The organism is Virgibacillus tibetensis (assembly GCF_036026595.1).
GTDB classification, from domain to species: Bacteria; Bacillota; Bacilli; order Bacillales; family Amphibacillaceae; genus Virgibacillus_P; species Virgibacillus_P tibetensis.
In genome coordinates this window covers 335,165-352,204 of the sequence record NZ_JARZFX010000002.1, presented here as the reverse complement: position 1 = coordinate 352,204, position 17,040 = coordinate 335,165, and the positions used below count along the sequence as shown (strand labels likewise).

Genomic DNA, 17,040 nt, shown 5'->3' with positions numbered 1-17,040 from the left:
TTATACTTCCCCTTTCATAAGCTCTTCAACTGGTGTGAAGTCTGTGTTATAACCGAAATAGCGGGGGCCAGTAGTTTCAATGCCTTTTTCTGTACGCCATTTCGGATCACATGGCAGGCCTACAACCACACAACGAGCACCATATCTTAGTCCTTCTGTAGTAATGGGCATGCCTGTATCAGAATCCAGTACAGCAATAAGATCTGGTGTCATGCACAATGTTTTATTTTTTGTTTCTGCTAATAAATGCTCGTTTTGAAATTTCAAGTACAGTTCCTCGTTTTGATTGTTTTCAATTCCTTCAATTGTAGCTACACCACGTGCAAATCCTGTTTCCGTTTTCCGATCGATATCGGTTACCTTTCCTTTGAACAAAGTGTACCCGTTCGTAAGCTTTAAAACTTCAGCAATTGGATCATAATTATTCAACTTGGCTTCACGAATCGTTCGGCCAATATTTTCTTCCAGTTGCAGAATATTGTGTATGGCGCTTTGTTTTATAGTTTTACCATCCATAGGATAAATGGAAAGCATCACTGACCCTCCCATTTCAATGGTCGCACCACGTGCAATTCTCTCGGCCCAGACATTGTTTATCGTATTAAGAACCATATTATTTCCTTTTTCATCTGCTAGAACCATAGGTGTAGCGGGTACACCATCCAAATAAAAGGTTACCATTTGTAATTCAGGGAAAGCTCTCCCCATACCATCTGCATCAATCACAGGTAAACCCAACTGTGCTGCTAGAGCAAAAGGTAATAATGAGTTTACTCCCCCAGCTTCGATAGGCATGGTTGCAAAAATTTCCTTACCCATGTAGGTCTGTAACGCCTTAAAAGCACCAACTGCTTCTTCACCACTCGGTATTTTCTCAACCATAACGGTAGGAGCGCCCATCATCGCAGAAGGAACTACAAGTGCATCATCAGGCACCTCCTCAACGGATAATAATTGGACAGGCCCATTCTCTTCAATTGCCTGTAGTGCCATTAATTTCCCTATATACGGATCACCGCCACCCCCTGTACCTAAAAGGGCAGCACCAACTGCGATGTCTTCTATTTCCTGTTTGCCTATTAATCTCATGAAACATTTCCTCCTTTAGCGTTAGATGACACAATTGATTTATTAGTTGAACCTTTTGCTAGTTTTGCCAGGATAAGCTGTAATACAAAAGCAGCTATAAATGCATCAAATCCTGAGGCACCAGTTAATGTAAAAAGACCAAAACCATTTGGTGCAGGCATAGTCATGAATGCTAGCAGTGCAGCTATAACCCATACACCAATACCTATTACTTCTACATCCTTTGTTTCTCCTAGTTTATCAAATTTATATTTTTGGCGGTTTATGATAAAGTCCGCAACATAAATTCCACCAATAGGAGGGATTAAAGCACTTAGGAAATTCAAAAAAGGAATGAAATTATCATATATACCACCGACTGCCATTGCTGTACCTATCACACCTGCCATGATTGTTAACATGTACTTTGGAATTTTTTGAAAAATAACAGAAAATCCGAGTGCGGAAGAATAAAGGTTGTTATCATTTGTTGTCCATTGCGCTAATATTAAGACAAGCAATGCAGCTGTTCCCCAACCTAGTGTTAACATAATTTCTACAATATCGACTTGGGTCGTTGCTTTTGCTAGAACTATGGCAATTATTAAAACAATGCTAAATCCTACAAAATAACCCATAAAGGATGAAATGATGGCATCTTTAGTAGAACGGGCGTATCGGGAAATATCCGGTCCGATAATCGCACCAATTGCTAATGAGCCAATGATCAATGAAATTGCAGTACCCATTGTTAAAGGATCACCAATAATAGGTGCGTTTGCAACGTTTGTCATAGTAGAATCACTCATTACTTTTGATAGAGAACTAATTAATAAAATTGCCAAAAGTGGTACTGCCAACAAACTTAACTTTTCAATTGCTTTATATCCGAAAACTGCTGTAGTGGTCATTAATATGCCGCCAATAATAACTAGAATAAGTGGGTGAATATTAATATTAAGTCCATCAATCAAAATATTGTGCAAACTTGCTCCGAATAAATCAAGCTGAACACCAAACCAACCAAATAAAGCTATTGCAATAATGATTGAAACAGCGTAAGATCCGTACTTACCTAAAGCAAATCTAGAAACAAGTGCGGTTGACAAACCAGTCTTTGCTCCTACGACACAGCATAGTGCGCTTAGAATCGCCAATATGAATGAACCGATAAATGAAGCTGCTATTGCCTGTGATAACGATAATCCAGAACCCAACGCTCCTCCAAGAACGATTGCAGATAAGGCTACAATGCCGCCCATCCATACAAGTGATAGCTTGACCCATCCTTTTCGTTTATGTTGTGGCACTGGTTCAAGTTCGTAATCTTTTACTATATCAAATCGATTCTCCATTTTCGAGTTCCTCCTATTTATAAAATTTAAATTATTTTGCATATTTCTTTTCCAGCTCAAGGAATAAGGTTTGAATCATTTTCTCAGCTAAATCCACTTGTTCGTTAAAAGCATCGCCTTCATATAACTTTATCCCCCAGAAGACCCCATTACCGATAAAAACCCATTGCTTAATTACGCGATCAACTTCATGTGTTGACATCAATGGATAGCTTTTTTTAAGGACAGATCCCAATGACTCAACAAGATAATCGTTAATATATAACATGTAACTGTTCAGATGCTTACTGATTCCGGGAATAGGTGATGTAACCAACGATATATATGCAGTTGTACTCTGCTCGTCTCCCTTATGGTGGGCGACAATACCGTGAAGTAAGGCAGTGAAAATTTCAGTTACAGGGCTGTTTTTACTATTTATTAAAACCTGTTCTATTGCTTTAAAGTGATTATTTAACAGCTGTTTAAAAGCTGCTATAAATAATTCTTCTTTGTTTTCGTAAAAGAAGTAAATAGATGCGGGTTTTATATCAACCTCTGCAGCAATTTTCCTCATCGTTGCACCGTGATATCCATGTAATGAATATTGGTTTAAAGCTGCATCAATTAATTTTTCCTTCAATAATTTCACCACCTAACGATTGTTAGGTTGATTATAGGAGCAAAGTAAACAGAAGTCAATAACTTTTTCGACAATTCACTTACTTGTAAAATTAGGGAAGTCATACAGGGCAGTTTATTTTTAATTGCTGAATTCCATTACTTTCTAAATTAGACTATTGTTTATGATGGTTTTTAAAGCTGTTCAACGCTTTACGGTATAGCGCATAAATTAGCGGACCTAGAACAAACTAACTATAGTTTGGGAGGTTTTCATATGACTGATAGAGATTTTGAACGTATTTATAATTAATATAGGAATCAAGGAAAAGATGAGGCAAAGGTTCAAATGGATCAATCTGCAGAATCACATCAAGAACGAATAGTAGCTGTTCGAAAAAATGATGATGGTGATATCATTGCATTTAAAACAGAAAGCGGAAGAGAACTGGACTATCTGAGAGCTCTGGATGTAGCGAAGGCAGGAAAATTGGCACATGTAGATGTCTTTCATAAATACGGCAGGGACATCATCCGCAGTGAACCGGATGGAGCAAAAGAAAATAACTTATCTAATCTGGACACATTTTGATTAAATTATAGGATTGAAAATGGAAGCGTAGAGACTGTTAAAGGGTAGGAATAATGAGAAAGCTCACAATGGATCTAGCAGTCTCTAATCTGTTGAATATGAGTCAGATAAAGAGGCCACTTTATATCTAACAATTAGCTTTTCGTTATTAAATCTCTATTGGATGTCAGGTTGGCAACTCATTGTGAATACTCATTATCATTTTAAAAAATAAATTGACAGCCAATAATCAAAAATGGTATAGTTCAATTGTTGAAAGCGTTTTACAAGAAATTTGTTATTACAACAGGTAAGGAGATTTACTATGAGTGTACTGGAGAAAATAGACAGAAGTTTAATTGTTTCCTGCCAAGCATTGGAAGGTGAACCCCTCCATGATTCTTATATCATGGGAAGAATGGCATTTGCGGCAAGCATGGGGGGAGCTTCCGGAATTCGAGCAAATAGTGTCAAGGATATTCAGGCGATTAAAAAAGAAGTGGATCTTCCTATTATAGGTATAATTAAAAAGGACTTACCTGGTAGCAATGTATTTATTACCCCTACGATAAACGAGGTGGATGAGCTTTATAACGAAGGTGTGGATATTATTGCGTTTGATGCAACTAACCAGAAAAGACCAGATGGGAAGAGTTTCCGGGAATTTTTCTCCGAGGTCAAAGAGAAATACCCGGATCAATTATTTATGGGGGATATATCTTCACTTGAAGAAGGGCTAAATGCTGAAAAAGCCGGTATTGATATCATTGCACCAACACTTGCGGGTTATACTACCTATTCCAAGGGAACTGTTCCACTGGATTTGTTAAAGGAACTGCTTGAAAAAGCTTCAATCCCTGTCATTGCGGAGGGGAATTTTGATACACCTGAAAAAGCAAAAAAAGCACTGTTACTAGGTGCGCATGCTGTAGTTGTGGGAAGTGCGATTACCCGACCACAACTAATTACGGAAAAATTTATGCAAGCAATTGAAGAAAATAAAAAATACAACCAATAGAAAGGTGATAGCTATGAAAGGATTATATACTGCTTTAATGTGTTCATTTGATGAAAAAGGAAAAATTAATGAGAAGGGCTTAAGAGAAATAGTAAGACATAACATACAGGAATCTCAAATTGATGGTCTGTATGTCAATGGGAGCACGGGAGAAAACTTCTTGATTTCAACTGAAGATAAGAAGCGAATTTTTGAAATAGTAAAAGATGAGGTTGGAGATCAGGTAAAGCTTATTGCCCAGGTTGGGTCGCTGAACATAGATGAAGCAGTGGAGCTTGCACAATTTACTACAGATCTGGGTTATGATGCTATTTCAGCAGTGACTCCATTTTACTATAAGTTTAACTTTGAAGAAGTTAAAGACTACTACAATACGATCCTGGAAAGTGTGGACAATGACTTAATCATTTATTCTATCCCTGCATTAACTGGTGTGAATATGAATCTGGAACAGTTTGGTGAGCTATTTGAAAATGAAAAGATTATTGGCGTTAAATTTACAGCACCAGATTTCTTTCTGCTGGAAAGAATCAGACATGCATTTCCGGATAAATTGATTTATTCCGGTTTTGATGAAATGCTTCTATCTGCTAGTGTGCTGAATATTGATGGAGCTATTGGAAGTACTTTTAATGTAAATGGCAAACGCGCGCGACAAATTATGGAACTATCAGCTGAAGGTAAAATGGAAGAGGCAAGAAAAGTACAAAAAGAAACGAATGATTTGATTGCGGCCGTTTTAGACAATGGTCTCTATCAGACTATAAAAGAAATGCTGAAATTTAAAGGAATTGACGCAGGACACTGCAGAAAGCCTATGCGTGAGTTAAAGGAAGAAGAAGTAGGCAGAGCAAGACAGATTGCAGAGAAATACATGTAAATTGATAGGTAAAAGTCATTTTTAAAATTATATTGACAATATATTATCATGGTGATATATTGTCAATAATCAATGAAAGCGTTTTATTATGGTGCGATTACATTAATTCCATAAAATGAAAGGGGTTTAGTTATGAAGAAATTTATGTTGATGGGTATCTTAGTAGTCTTAATTGCAGGATTAGCAGCATGTGGTACAGATGAGGGAGGAGCTTCATCTGACGAGGAAAGCTTCGAGTTGAAGTTTGGTATGGTAGCAGGTACAGCACAGAATGAATACAAAGCAGCGGAGGTTCTTGCTGACTATGTTGATGAAGAAAGTGATGGTCAACTGACTATTAATATTTATGCAGACTCACAGCTTGGAGATGACCGTGCAATGCTGGAGCAAGTCCGCGAGAACTCACTGGATATAACATTTGCCGAGACTGGCAGATTTGGAATCTGGGTTCCACGTGCAACGTTAATGGGGCTGCCTTACATTGTTGACGATTTCGACCATTTACACCGTGCAGTTTATGAAACAGAATATGGCCAAGAGCTTCACAGTGAATTGCTGGACGAGCATAATTGGATGATTGCGGCTACTGCTTATAATGGTACACGTCAAACTACAGCAAACCGCGCAATTGAATCACTGAGTGATATGAAAGGATTAAAATTACGCGTTCCTGAAGCGGATACATTATTGGATTATGCGAAGTACACAGGTGCATCAGCTACTCCAATGGCATTTACAGAGGTTTACCTTGCTTTGCAGACAAATTCAGTGGATGGTCAGGAAAACCCTTTATCAACTATTGATGCTCAGAAGTTTTATGAAGTACAGGATTATATGGCATTAACAAATCATGTCGTTAACGATGCTAACTATGTAGTAAGTAAAGATACATGGGAAGCTTTGCCTGAGGATCTGCAAACCATTCTGCAGGATGGAATTAATAAAGCGGCAGAAGAACACACTAACCTTTTCGAACAGGAAGAAGCAGAGCTGGTTAAAAAGTTTGAAGAGGAAGGCGTAACTGTAACAGAGCCGGATCTGGACGAATTTAAAGAGGCAGTGTCTGAAGCATATCCTAAATACACAGAAGATATTGAAGGAGATGCTGAGGGGTATTTAGATGAAATTGAAAGTGTAAGATAATATATTAGTAAAACCTAGGGGAATGATCATGAAAAAATTCTTTAATAACTTAGAAGAAATTATTGGTGGGTCCCTGTTTATTGTTATGCTTATCGTTCTCGTAATGCAAATATTTTCACGTCAGGTACTGGATGATCCTTTACAGTGGTCAGAGCAATTAGCACGATTCCTGTTTGTCTACGTAGCGTATCTCGCAGTTTCATCAGAAATTAAAAACGATGGGCATGTAAGAATTGAATATTTCTTTGATAAGTTACCTGATAAAATTCAAACAGTTCTTCATTATACATTTCAGGTCATGATCGCAGTTGTACTGATTTTGATGATGTATGTCGGGTATAAAATGGCTATCCGTAAACTGCCGGTGGAAATCGTCTCATTGAATATATCCTATGTCTATATGTATATGGCATTACCAGTCTTATCCCTACTTATGCTTTATCGCTTGATTGAAAAAAATATAAAAGATATCAAGCATAAGAAGGAGGTGGAATAAATGGATGTATTCATGATTCTAATTTTGTGGATCGTATTACTTCTTTTGGGAATGCCTGTAGGTTTTACCTTGTTGATTTCGACATTCGTTTATTTCATCACTAATGACTGGAGTCTAGTATTTTTTACTAGTGCCAAATTAGTTGACAGTATTGATGTATTTTCCCTACTGGCCGTACCATTCTTTATCCTAACAGGTACTTTAATGAATTCCTCTGGGATTACGGAACGAATTTTCAGCTTTGCCAAGTCTCTGGTTGGTCATTTTGTCGGAGGCTTGGGGCATGTTAATATCATGGCGAGTCTTATGTTTTCCGGGATGTCTGGCTCTGCGTTAGCTGATGCGGGCGGTTTGGGACAGCTGGAGATAAAATCAATGCGAGATGGAAAATATGATGATGATTATGCGGGGGGACTAACTGCTGCGTCTGCAATTATTGGTCCAATCATACCACCTAGTATTCCATTAATAATCTATGGAGTTGTATCAGACCAGTCGATCGCTAAATTATTTTTAGCTGGTGTGATACCCGGACTTATTATGGCTATCAGTCTGATGGTGGTTGCCTACTTCTTTGCCAAGAAACGTGGGTTCCCAACGGATGATAAAGCGACATTTAAACAGAGGATATACCATTTCAGAAGAGCATTTTTGGCTTTATTAACACCAATTATTATTATCGGCGGAATTTTCTCGGGATTTTTTACACCAACAGAGGCAGCTGTAATTGCAACTGTTTATGCAATGGTGTTAGGATTCTTCATTTACAGAGAGCTGACATTGAAGAAATTCTTTGATAATGTCGTTTCTTCATTAAAGCTGACAGGTGTTGCAGTCCTGATGATTATGGCGGTTGAATTTTTTGGTCAAATGATAGCACATGAACGGATAGCGATTACAATAGCAGATTTCTTCTTATCTGTAACTGAAAATCCAATCATATTGCTGTTGCTGATTAATTTACTGCTTATTCTATTAGGTACGTTTATAGAATCCTTGGCGTTGCTCATCTTACTAATACCAATTCTGGTACCGGTTATTATGACAGTGGGTGTGGATCCTGTTCACTTCGGTATTATAGTAATATTGAACTTGATGATTGGAATTTTAACACCTCCAATGGGTATGGCACTGTTTGTTGTCTCCCGAGTGGGTAATATTCCTATACATGTGATCACGAAAGGTGTAATTCCATTCTGGATACCATTATTTGTAACACTTATCCTGATTACTATCTTCCCGCAGATTGTACTGTTTTTACCAAATCTGTTAAGTCCGTAAATAATAGAGAGAAAAGCCCCGGGCGGGTTTTTCTCTTTTTTACACGTTAGTGATTATTTTTGCTGGGAAGAGCAGGTTAAGAGAGACGAAACGCCAATTGAATGCCGCTTCACTTTAGGGATGCTATTTATTATACTTATATATAAAGGAGTTAAAATGATGTTGCTTGGTGTTATTGATATCGGAGGTACCTCTATTAAATATGGTATTGTTAATGATGACGGAGAAATTTTATATCATGATTCCACGCCGACAGAGGCAAGGCTTGGGGGCTTAGAAGTTATTCGTAAGGTTAACAATTTAACCGACGTTTTAAAACAGAAATGGGACATTACGGGCTTTTCCATCAGCTCAGCAGGCCAGATTGATCGTGTGAATGGCGTTGTTATTTATGCTACAGATAACATACCAGGGTACACTGGGATGCCTATTGCGAAAATGGTAAGTGAGCATACAGGTCTGCCGGTGAAAGTTGAAAATGATGTGAACTGTACTGCATTTGGGGAGCACTGGAAAGGTGCTGCTGTTGGAGTAAATGACTTTCTTTGCATTACGATAGGGACAGGTATAGGTGGTGCTTTATTTCTGAATGGCTTGCCATATACAGGGGCAAATTATTCAGCAGGAGAGCTTGGGCATATGAGTCTTTATCCAGGTGGAAAGCCGTGCACCTGCGGGCATCGCGGATGTTTTGAACAATATGCCTCCAGTTCTGCTTTGGGTGACATGGTTAACCACGAATTCGGCTATCCACTAGAATTAAAGGATTTTTTTATGAAAATCAGAGAAAATGATTCAAAGAGTATATGTATTTTTGATCAATGGATCGATGATTTAACTACAGGAATCCAATCACTTGTGCATATTTTTAATCCGGAACTGATTGTGATTGGTGGTGGAATTTCTGCTCAGGGGGATCTTTTAGTAAATGCTATTAAAACATCTCTATCTAAAAAGATTATGCCAAACCACTGGAATTCTTTAGCGGTAAAGCTGGCAGAAAAGGATAACCAGGCTAATTTACTCGGTGCTGCAAAACATTATTTAATGAATGAATAAGAAAAGAGGGGGCTGCTATGGGGGAGAATCAGATGAAGGGAATTAAACCTTCCATAATAATGGAACAATATAAGCGGGATTTTACAAAGTCTGAGAAAAAAATTTATGACTATATCTTAGCAAACGATCAAAAAGTTCTGTACCATTCATTAACAGAATTGTCAGAGGCAAGTGGTGCAGCGGAGGCTACGGTGCTGCGTTTTTTTAGAAAGCTTGGATTCAAAGGGTTTCAGGATTTTAAGTTTTTGTTTGCACAGGAAGTCTCCTTGGAAGTAGTTCATGATGCGGATGAAACTTATATGGAAAAAATCCGAAAAAATATGGTCCAGGCGATCGATAATTCGTATGAGATTATTGATACTGAAACATTAGAAGCGGCTATAGCGGCGATTGATCATGCTGATGATGTGGTTATCTTTGGTATAGGATCGTCAGGGATTGCAGGTATGGATATGCAAAACCGGCTGCTGCGTATTGGTAAGCAGACAAGTGTAATAACTGATTCACATTTTCAGGTAATGCGTGCATCATCGATGAATGAAAACAGTGTAGTCATCGCAATAAGTATGACGGGAAGCACAAAGGATATCATTGATTCGGTGCAAATCGCAAAAGAAAAAAATGCAACAGTGATTGCATTAACCAACTATATTAAATCACCATTAACAAAGTATGCTGACTACATTCTTCTTTCATCTGCAAAAGAAAGTCCCTGGGATAGTGGTTCACTGGTATCGAAAATTGGCCAGCTTTTTATCATTGATTTAGTTTGCACAGGGCTGACTATGAGGAATGTGAAAGAAGCAGAAAAAATTAAGATGGAAATATCGGAAAATACCGCGAAAAAACTATACTAGGATACTAGCTTAATCTAGATAAGATTATAGCAACACTATTCTGTACAGGCGGAATTTGCTATTCGACAAAATTCGGGAAGTGACAGGCACCACCAGACAAAATTCGGGAAGTGACAGGCACCACCAAAGGAGGAGACATCCATGCGGAAGAGAGTTATATATTTGTTTGTGTCTATTCTACTTTCCATTCCTGTTGATTTTCATGCGTGGATAGTTACGGGGCAAGAGGAGGATGTAACTTCTATCCATGCTAACTCTGTAATTGTGGATAGTCATATTGATACTCTGATGAAGGTTGTTGATCCTGATACGTGGCTGCCTGTGACGGATATTGGCAAAGAAACGAACTTCGAAGTGGATATTCCGAAAATGCAGGCTGCCGGTCTGTCAGTTCCGTTTTTTGCTGCGTTTACCTCTGGTTTTTATGATAATAACCCCCGTAGCATCAGCAATACACTGGCATCTATTAACGCACTTTATTGGATCGAGAAAAATAATACCGATCAGCTGGAAGTTACGTCTACCTTTACAGAAATCCAGGCAGCAATCGAGAAGGGGAAAATTGCAGCTGTACCTACTATTGAAGGAGCCTATTCCCTGGAAGAGCATAATGCCATTGAGCTTATCCGGCAGTATGATGATCTCGGAATTACGGCCATCGGATTTACCTGGAACTATTCTAATGCACTGGGTGAAGGAGCAGATAGAGTCTATAATGATCCTGTTAGCACGCCTTCCGGTGATGGGCTGACAGAACTGGGAGTGGAAGTGGCGGAGGAAATGAACAGGATCGGTATGATGATCGATGTTTCCCATATGGCTGAACGGACATTTTGGGATGTGATGGAGGTTAGCAAAGCCCCAGTCATTGCGACTCATTCCGGTGTGAATGCACTACGAAACCATCCCCGCAACCTCACGGATGAGCAGCTATTAGCACTTGCAGAAAATGGAGGCGTTGTGGGAATTGTTTTCTATCCCCAGTTTCTGACAGATGATAGAGAAGCAATGGTTAGTGATATCGTGGATCATATTGATTATGCCGTTAATTTAATTGGTATTGATCATGTAGCACTAGGTTCAGATTACGATGGGGCCGAACTTCCAAATGATCTGAAGGATGCATCAGAACTATATAAAATAACAGAGGAATTAATAGAAAGAGATTATTCAGTCAAAGATATTAAAAAAATCCTCGGAGCCAATACACTGCGAGTACTTCGTGACGTAGAGAAGGCTGCAGATCCTGATCAAATGAATAAAGGGAAGAGTCCCACTATTATCCCAGCTTATGAAATGGGAGAAATGATGGACAGTCGTACACCACTATTTACTGCAAAGCTGGAACAAGAAGAAGGGCATGCCATTGACATCGCCAGTCTTCGCATTATTGTCGATGGAATCCCTTATGAACCTGAATTTAATGAACAATCCTCCCTTGTTTCTCTCCAGATGAATGATGTTTTAAAAGAACGGTTTCACGTTGTAACCGTTGAGGCAGCAGATGAGACAGGGCGTATCAATCGGGAAACACGGATAGTCTGGATGGAGTAGAATGCCAGCTATGTATCACCTTCCATTTTAAAGAGAAAGAGGAGAGGCACATGTTAGTAGAAGTTATTGTACAAAATGGCGAAGAGGCAGTACAAGCAGAAAAATTAGGTGCGGATCGGCTGGAATTGGTTTCTGCAATGAGTGAAGGCGGGCTAACTCCAAGTCACGGTACAATTCAGCAGGTACTTAACAGTGTATCCATCCCAGTGCAGGTAATGATACGCCCCCATAGTCATTATTATAATTATACAGTTGATGATATGGCTATTATTCGTTACGACATAGAGCATGTACGCAAACTTGGCGGACAAGGGATCGTGTTTGGGGCTCTCGATCATGAAAATAAAATAAATGAAAAATTGCTTAAAGAAGTTATTGCTGTTTCGTCCGACTTGGATATAACCTTCCATCGTGCATTTGATGAAGCTCCTTCCCAAATTGAGGCATATAAAACCTTGTTAAACTATCGAGAAACTATCAAGCGCATATTAACATCCGGTGGTCAAAGCAATTGTGAGCAGGGGAAGGGGAAGTTAAAGGAACTCGTTACACTAGCTGAGGAAACCAAAGGTCCTGAGATTTTGCCGGGATCCGGATTAACCCCTGATAATATTGAAACGATACACCAAACAGTTGCGGCCAATCAATATCATTTTGGAAAAGCAATGAGAAAGAAGCATTCTTTTGCAGAAAAGTTTGATGAACAAGCCTTTTTAAAAGTTAAAAATACAGATAAATAATGGACTCTCAGTAAATGGAGTTTCCCTGCATGAAGTTTCTGGGAGACGGGTTTAGTCTATATACAGCTATTGTTATCAAGCTTCTCTTTGATTAACTGTATAAGAAAATGGTATTGCTTTAAATTGAAAGCGATGTCAAAATGAGCGATAATCAGATATAGCATGGCAATATGACTTCTCTGATGGTACCCTTATAGAAGAAATTAAAAAACATCCTACTGCTGACAGGAATATAGAATGCGCTTGTTTCTGCAACTTTACCCACAAACTATGAGCAGTTTCATTATATATTAGTGAATCCTAATAGAAAGGAACCTCCTATGAATGAAAAAGATTGTGCTATTTTAATAATTCTGGACGAGGAAAGAAATATGACAAGGGCAGCTGCTAAATTGTTTATATCTCAACCCGCTTTGACCTATAGGTTGAGGCGAATTGAGCAGGCGTTTAACGTGACGATTTTTGCACGTGAAAATTCAGGATTGAGCCCAACGCCGCAGGGTGAATTGATTCTGCAATATGCTAGGGATAATTTGCTGAAACTGGAGACAACGATGGAAGCGGTTCAATTAATGGACACAGAAATACGTGGAACAGTTAAGTTGGGTGTTGCTTCATCCTATGGTCAATATATGCTGCCTAATCTATTAAATAGTTTTCGGTTGGATTACCCCGAGGTGAACTTTCAAATAATTACGGGGTTAAGCTCAGCTATCTTCAGTAGATTTGATAGGGGCGATGTTCATATTGGGATTTTCAGAGGCGACTTTTATTGGCAGGAGGAGAAGGATATTATTGCTTCAGAGCCGATTTGTGTAGTATCAAAATACCCTGTAACAATAGAAGAGCTTCCTGAATTGCCGCAAATTGAGTACCACATGGATACCTATTTAAAAACGATTGTTAAAGATTGGTGGAATAAAACGTTCAGTGAAGATGGGTCTATTTCGATGACTGTTGATAGTTTGGAAACGGCTAAGGAAATGGTGCGCGCTGGTCTCGGCTATACAATCCTGCCCGGAATTTGCCTAACAGGTGAAAAGGAATTATGTATTCAGCCGATCGTTGATGAAGAACAAGTAGCTGTTGAGCGAATCACTTCTGTGTATTGCCGTCATCAGACCCTTCAGTATGCTGCAGTCCACAAGTTTTACACGTTTTTGAAGGATAATAGCATTGAACAAGAAAAAGCTATTTCTGAATGTTTGTTATAAAGTAAAATTTTTGCCAAATAGAGAGAGGACGAATACACATGCAACAATCTAAAAAAGCCTAGGGAAAAGACATATTCGCAATAGTAACTAAGAGTAATCTATTGTAAATATGTCTTTTATTCGTATTCATATTAATTAGTATTCATTGAAAATCCTCTGTATTTCTTCCACATCATTGGATTGCAATAATGAAAGCAGAAGCAATATGCGTGCTTTTTGAGGAGAAAGGTTATCTCCACTGACCGCTTTCAGCCCCCTGTAAGATGCTATATCCAGGACTCTGCCATTTCCCACCCTACTACTACGTACGATATGTAATCCGTTTTTTCTTGCTTCATACAAGGATTTCTCTTCCTTTTGCGAAAAACGCCCTGCACCAGTTCCTGCTATTACTATGCCATCATATTTTTTACTTTGTGTGATAAAATTAATCAGTTCCCCCGAGGCACCAGCGTAGGAATAGACAATTTCAATTTTAGCTAAGCTGGTTATAGGTGTCTTTGAAAACTCAGAGTTGATCGTATGCCGCCTTATTGGCGTTCTATAATACCGTACTGTCTCATCAGGATCGATAAATCCAAGATATCCAGTTTCGCCAGAACGGAAAGTTTCCAATCGGTAGGTGTTTGTTTTTGTGACATCACGTGCGCAATTGATCTCATTATTAATTGCTACTAGTACTCCTTTATTACTGGAGTTTGGGTCGATAGCAACTCGTACAGCCTGAATCAGGTTCAAATGCGCATCGGTACTTAAGGCTGTAAATGGTCGTTGCGCACCAACGAGAACAACCGGTTTATTGCTGTCTACCGTTAAATGTAAAAAGTATGCAGTTTCTTCAATTGTATTCGTTCCATGGGTGATTACCACCCCATCAAAGTTCTGCTCGTTCAGATAATATTCCACAATCTTTTTTAATTTTATCCAATGGTTTTCGTTAATTTGCGTGCTGCTAACATTATCAATCTGAACCACTTCAATGTTTGCCATCTCACTAAGTTCTGGTAATTCATTTAAGAAGTCATTTCCACCCAACAGCCCAGATTGGTAATCCTTCAAGTCCCCCCTGTGGAGACCTTTTGCCGAGATAGTTCCTCCTAGGGTGATTAATGCAATTTTTTTCATTACTAAACCTCCAGCTAAATCTTATTTTTCTCTAATGATGCATGGGAAAATCGCAATAATCGCAGTATATAACGATGTCTATATTGTCGGACTTCCCTTAACTTTTCTAATAAAAGGCGGAAGAGTAAGTGCTAGAACAGTTACAATTAAAATAGATAAAGCAATGGGCCTATCAATGAAAATAGTTAAATTTCCGTTAGATATGGTTAATGCCTTACGCAAGGATTGCTCCATCATTCCACCTAAAATGAAGCTTAAAATAAATGGTGCCGGTGGAAAATCCAACACTTTCATCAGGTAACCGACCACTCCAAAGACTAGAAGTAAATATAGATCAAACGTATTAAAGCTTAGAGAATATACGCCAATCAAACAAAATACAATTACTAATGAAATCAGCATGGCCCTAGGAATGCTAAGTATTTTTGAGATATAGGGTATTAAAGGCAAGTTCAAAATAAGAAGAAATATATTACCTATATACATACTCGCTATAACACCCCAGAATAGTGCTGGTTGATCCTGGATAAGCAAGGGTCCTGGCTGAATACCCATAACGAGCAGTGCGCCTAGCAGGACAGCAGTCGTACCTGAACCTGGTATACCCAAGCTTAATAAAGGAACAAATGCGCCACTAGTAGCTGCGTTATTGGCAGTTTCCGGTGCTGCTAAGCCTGCAACTGAACCGGTTCCAAATTTCTCCGGGGTTTTAGAAATCTTTTTTTCCGTAATATATCCGATAAAAGACGCGATTGTTGCTCCAGCTCCTGGCAGAATGCCGAGGATGAAGCCAAGAAAAGATTGTCTGCCGACCGGACCTCTCATCTCCTTAAATTCAGTTTTCGTAATGCGAAGGGAACCTATATTACCATCCCCTTTAAACAGTTTCTTTTTCCGATTAATAATCAGAAACCATACTTCAGCCAAAGCAAATAACCCAAGCGCAATGACTAAAAATTCAACCCCGTTTAATAAATTCATACTCCCGAAAGTGAAACGCGGGGTACCGGTTTGTCCATCGATTCCTATTGTAGCAACCATGAAGCCCAGAACACTGGAGATCAGTGCTTTGTTCATCGACCCGTCTGCCAAGCTTGATATAGCTGTCAGAGCAAGCAGCATGAGCACAAAATACTCAGCTGGTCCAAATACGATAGCAACTTTGGCTAAAACAGGAGCAAAGGCCATTAATAAAATTACACCAACTGTTCCACCAACAAAAGAGCTGATCGCTGCGATAGCCAGGGCTTTCCCGGCCTTTCCCTGCTGGGCCATTGGATAGCCATCGAAAGAAGATGCGACTGTTCCAGCAATACCTGGAGCATTTAATAGAATAGAGGAGGTCGAACCACCGAAGACGGCTCCATAATAGACGCCGGCCATCATAACTAATGCCATATTCGGATCCATTCCATAAGAAATAGGTATCATTACGCCAATGGCGGTGATGGGACCAAGACCAGGGAGCATGCCTATAATAGTTCCCAACAATACACCTATAAAAATAAACATGATACCTTGTATACTGAATGCTACTTGAAACCCTTGAATCATTCCGTCTAAAACACTCATCCTAATCCTCCCATACCGTCATCAAAAAGGCAGAAACCCTTTTGGTAAGGCTATTTCTAGTAAATAACTGAAAATGTAATAAAAAACGACCGGAACAGAAACAGATACAATCAAATTCACCATATGTCTTTTATAGCCCAATAGAAGTGTTGTGAAGAAAATAAATAGGATGGTTGTAAGGATAAAGCCGGCAATCTCCAATAACCAAATATACAAAAAGATAAAGACAGCTACAGTTAAGAGCATGAGTAAATCTTTTTTATTTTCGGGGATGACTTTTTTTTCTTCCGACTTTTCTTGTTCGGTCTCTTTTGTAAAAAATAAAATAATCGAAAATATTGTAAGTAGTACACCTAATACAATTGGAACCGCGTCTGAATCAACGGGTACTAAAGGATAGGGCGGCAGCCTGAAACTTAAAAATAAGTAAGTAATTGCGATAAAAAATAAAATGAGTCCAACAACTCGGTTCCTTGAGACAAACAAGTGGAACCCCCCTTTATTATA

General features: G+C 38.9%; 16 protein-coding genes and 1 pseudogene. 11 read left to right on the top strand and 6 right to left on the bottom strand.

Translation table 11 applies throughout. The annotated features are described in order from the left end of the window. The 3 genes from QGM71_RS06495 to QGM71_RS06485 are packed head-to-tail and all read right to left on the bottom strand — an operon-like array spanning window position 1 to window position 3,045. Window positions 1-1,089, bottom strand: coding sequence for a DUF917 domain-containing protein (locus QGM71_RS06495; RefSeq protein ID WP_327606714.1), 1,089 nt, complete (start codon window positions 1,087-1,089; stop codon window positions 1-3). Continuing rightward, window positions 1,086-2,423, bottom strand: coding sequence for a purine-cytosine permease family protein (locus QGM71_RS06490; RefSeq protein WP_327606713.1), 1,338 nt, complete (start codon window positions 2,421-2,423; stop codon window positions 1,086-1,088). Before QGM71_RS06490 ends, QGM71_RS06495 begins: the two co-directional genes overlap by 4 nt. A 31-nt stretch (window positions 2,424-2,454) precedes the next feature. Beyond that, window positions 2,455-3,045: a TetR/AcrR family transcriptional regulator gene (locus QGM71_RS06485; protein WP_327606712.1), complete on the bottom strand. Its 591-nt coding sequence runs from the start codon at window positions 3,043-3,045 to the stop codon at window positions 2,455-2,457. A gap of 255 nt (window positions 3,046-3,300) precedes the next feature. Between QGM71_RS06485 and QGM71_RS06480 the strand changes: the two are divergent. The 11 genes and pseudogenes from QGM71_RS06480 to QGM71_RS06430 all read left to right on the top strand — a co-directional run bounded on the left by QGM71_RS06480 (window position 3,301) and on the right by QGM71_RS06430 (window position 13,836). After that, a pseudogene (locus tag QGM71_RS06480) lies at window positions 3,301-3,615 on the top strand (DUF3892 domain-containing protein). 304 nt (window positions 3,616-3,919) lie between these two features. Beyond that, on the top strand, window positions 3,920-4,612 hold the full coding sequence (locus QGM71_RS06475) for an N-acetylmannosamine-6-phosphate 2-epimerase (protein WP_327606711.1): 693 nt from the start codon (window positions 3,920-3,922) through the stop codon (window positions 4,610-4,612). A 13-nt stretch (window positions 4,613-4,625) separates the two neighbouring features. After that, window positions 4,626-5,492 carry an N-acetylneuraminate lyase gene (locus QGM71_RS06470; RefSeq protein WP_327606710.1) on the top strand — a complete coding sequence of 289 codons (867 nt, stop codon included), beginning with the start codon at window positions 4,626-4,628 and terminating at the stop codon, window positions 5,490-5,492. A 132-nt stretch (window positions 5,493-5,624) separates the two neighbouring features. Further along, a complete protein-coding gene (locus QGM71_RS06465; protein WP_327606709.1) occupies window positions 5,625-6,635 on the top strand; it encodes a sialic acid TRAP transporter substrate-binding protein SiaP in 1,011 nt (336 codons plus the stop codon). Between the two features lie 28 nt (window positions 6,636-6,663). Next, window positions 6,664-7,131 (top strand): TRAP transporter small permease, encoded by a 468-nt coding sequence (locus QGM71_RS06460; protein WP_327606708.1) that lies wholly within the window; start codon window positions 6,664-6,666, stop codon window positions 7,129-7,131. Then, a complete protein-coding gene (locus QGM71_RS06455) occupies window positions 7,132-8,412 on the top strand; it encodes a TRAP transporter large permease (protein WP_327606707.1) in 1,281 nt (426 codons plus the stop codon). Between the two features lie 159 nt (window positions 8,413-8,571). Next, entirely contained in the window at window positions 8,572-9,471 is a 900-nt protein-coding gene (locus QGM71_RS06450) for an ROK family protein (RefSeq protein ID WP_327606706.1), read from the top strand. A gap of 17 nt (window positions 9,472-9,488) precedes the next feature. Further along, window positions 9,489-10,328 (top strand): MurR/RpiR family transcriptional regulator, encoded by an 840-nt coding sequence (locus QGM71_RS06445; protein ID WP_327606705.1) that lies wholly within the window; start codon window positions 9,489-9,491, stop codon window positions 10,326-10,328. Window positions 10,329-10,469: 141 nt separating this feature from the next. Continuing rightward, entirely contained in the window at window positions 10,470-11,882 is a 1,413-nt protein-coding gene (locus QGM71_RS06440) for a dipeptidase (RefSeq protein WP_327606704.1), read from the top strand. A gap of 50 nt (window positions 11,883-11,932) precedes the next feature. Continuing rightward, window positions 11,933-12,622 carry a copper homeostasis protein CutC gene (locus QGM71_RS06435; RefSeq protein WP_327606703.1) on the top strand — a complete coding sequence of 230 codons (690 nt, stop codon included), beginning with the start codon at window positions 11,933-11,935 and terminating at the stop codon, window positions 12,620-12,622. Between the two features lie 320 nt (window positions 12,623-12,942). Beyond that, window positions 12,943-13,836 (top strand): LysR family transcriptional regulator, encoded by an 894-nt coding sequence (locus tag QGM71_RS06430; RefSeq protein WP_327606702.1) that lies wholly within the window; start codon window positions 12,943-12,945, stop codon window positions 13,834-13,836. Between the two features lie 135 nt (window positions 13,837-13,971). On the opposite strand, the gene QGM71_RS06425 is transcribed toward QGM71_RS06430, so the two are convergent. From QGM71_RS06425 to QGM71_RS06415, 3 genes are all read right to left on the bottom strand, one after another. Then, complete coding sequence (locus tag QGM71_RS06425) at window positions 13,972-14,961, bottom strand: asparaginase (protein WP_327606701.1); 990 nt, start codon at window positions 14,959-14,961, stop codon at window positions 13,972-13,974. Window positions 14,962-15,039: 78 nt separating this feature from the next. Further along, window positions 15,040-16,533: a tripartite tricarboxylate transporter permease gene (locus QGM71_RS06420; RefSeq protein ID WP_327606700.1), complete on the bottom strand. Its 1,494-nt coding sequence runs from the start codon at window positions 16,531-16,533 to the stop codon at window positions 15,040-15,042. 21 nt (window positions 16,534-16,554) lie between these two features. After that, on the bottom strand, window positions 16,555-17,019 hold the full coding sequence (locus tag QGM71_RS06415) for a tripartite tricarboxylate transporter TctB family protein (protein WP_327606699.1): 465 nt from the start codon (window positions 17,017-17,019) through the stop codon (window positions 16,555-16,557). Window positions 17,020-17,040 lie beyond the last annotated feature (21 nt).

Bases quoted from the DNA above. Each gene is read 5' to 3' on its own strand.
- QGM71_RS06495 (WP_327606714.1), bottom strand. From the start codon at position 1,089: ATGAGATTAATAGGCAAACAGGAAATAGAAGACATCGCAGTTGGTGCT.
- QGM71_RS06490 (WP_327606713.1), bottom strand. From the start codon at position 2,423: ATGGAGAATCGATTTGATATAGTAAAAGATTACGAACTTGAACCAGTG.
- QGM71_RS06475 (WP_327606711.1), top strand. From the start codon at position 3,920: ATGAGTGTACTGGAGAAAATAGACAGAAGTTTAATTGTTTCCTGCCAA.
- QGM71_RS06470 (WP_327606710.1), top strand. From the start codon at position 4,626: ATGAAAGGATTATATACTGCTTTAATGTGTTCATTTGATGAAAAAGGA.
- QGM71_RS06465 (WP_327606709.1), top strand. From the start codon at position 5,625: ATGAAGAAATTTATGTTGATGGGTATCTTAGTAGTCTTAATTGCAGGA.
- QGM71_RS06460 (WP_327606708.1), top strand. From the start codon at position 6,664: ATGAAAAAATTCTTTAATAACTTAGAAGAAATTATTGGTGGGTCCCTG.
- QGM71_RS06455 (WP_327606707.1), top strand. From the start codon at position 7,132: ATGGATGTATTCATGATTCTAATTTTGTGGATCGTATTACTTCTTTTG.
- QGM71_RS06450 (WP_327606706.1), top strand. From the start codon at position 8,572: ATGTTGCTTGGTGTTATTGATATCGGAGGTACCTCTATTAAATATGGT.
- QGM71_RS06445 (WP_327606705.1), top strand. From the start codon at position 9,489: ATGGGGGAGAATCAGATGAAGGGAATTAAACCTTCCATAATAATGGAA.
- QGM71_RS06440 (WP_327606704.1), top strand. From the start codon at position 10,470: ATGCGGAAGAGAGTTATATATTTGTTTGTGTCTATTCTACTTTCCATT.
- QGM71_RS06435 (WP_327606703.1), top strand. From the start codon at position 11,933: ATGTTAGTAGAAGTTATTGTACAAAATGGCGAAGAGGCAGTACAAGCA.
- QGM71_RS06430 (WP_327606702.1), top strand. From the start codon at position 12,943: ATGAATGAAAAAGATTGTGCTATTTTAATAATTCTGGACGAGGAAAGA.
- QGM71_RS06425 (WP_327606701.1), bottom strand. From the start codon at position 14,961: ATGAAAAAAATTGCATTAATCACCCTAGGAGGAACTATCTCGGCAAAA.
- QGM71_RS06420 (WP_327606700.1), bottom strand. From the start codon at position 16,533: ATGAGTGTTTTAGACGGAATGATTCAAGGGTTTCAAGTAGCATTCAGT.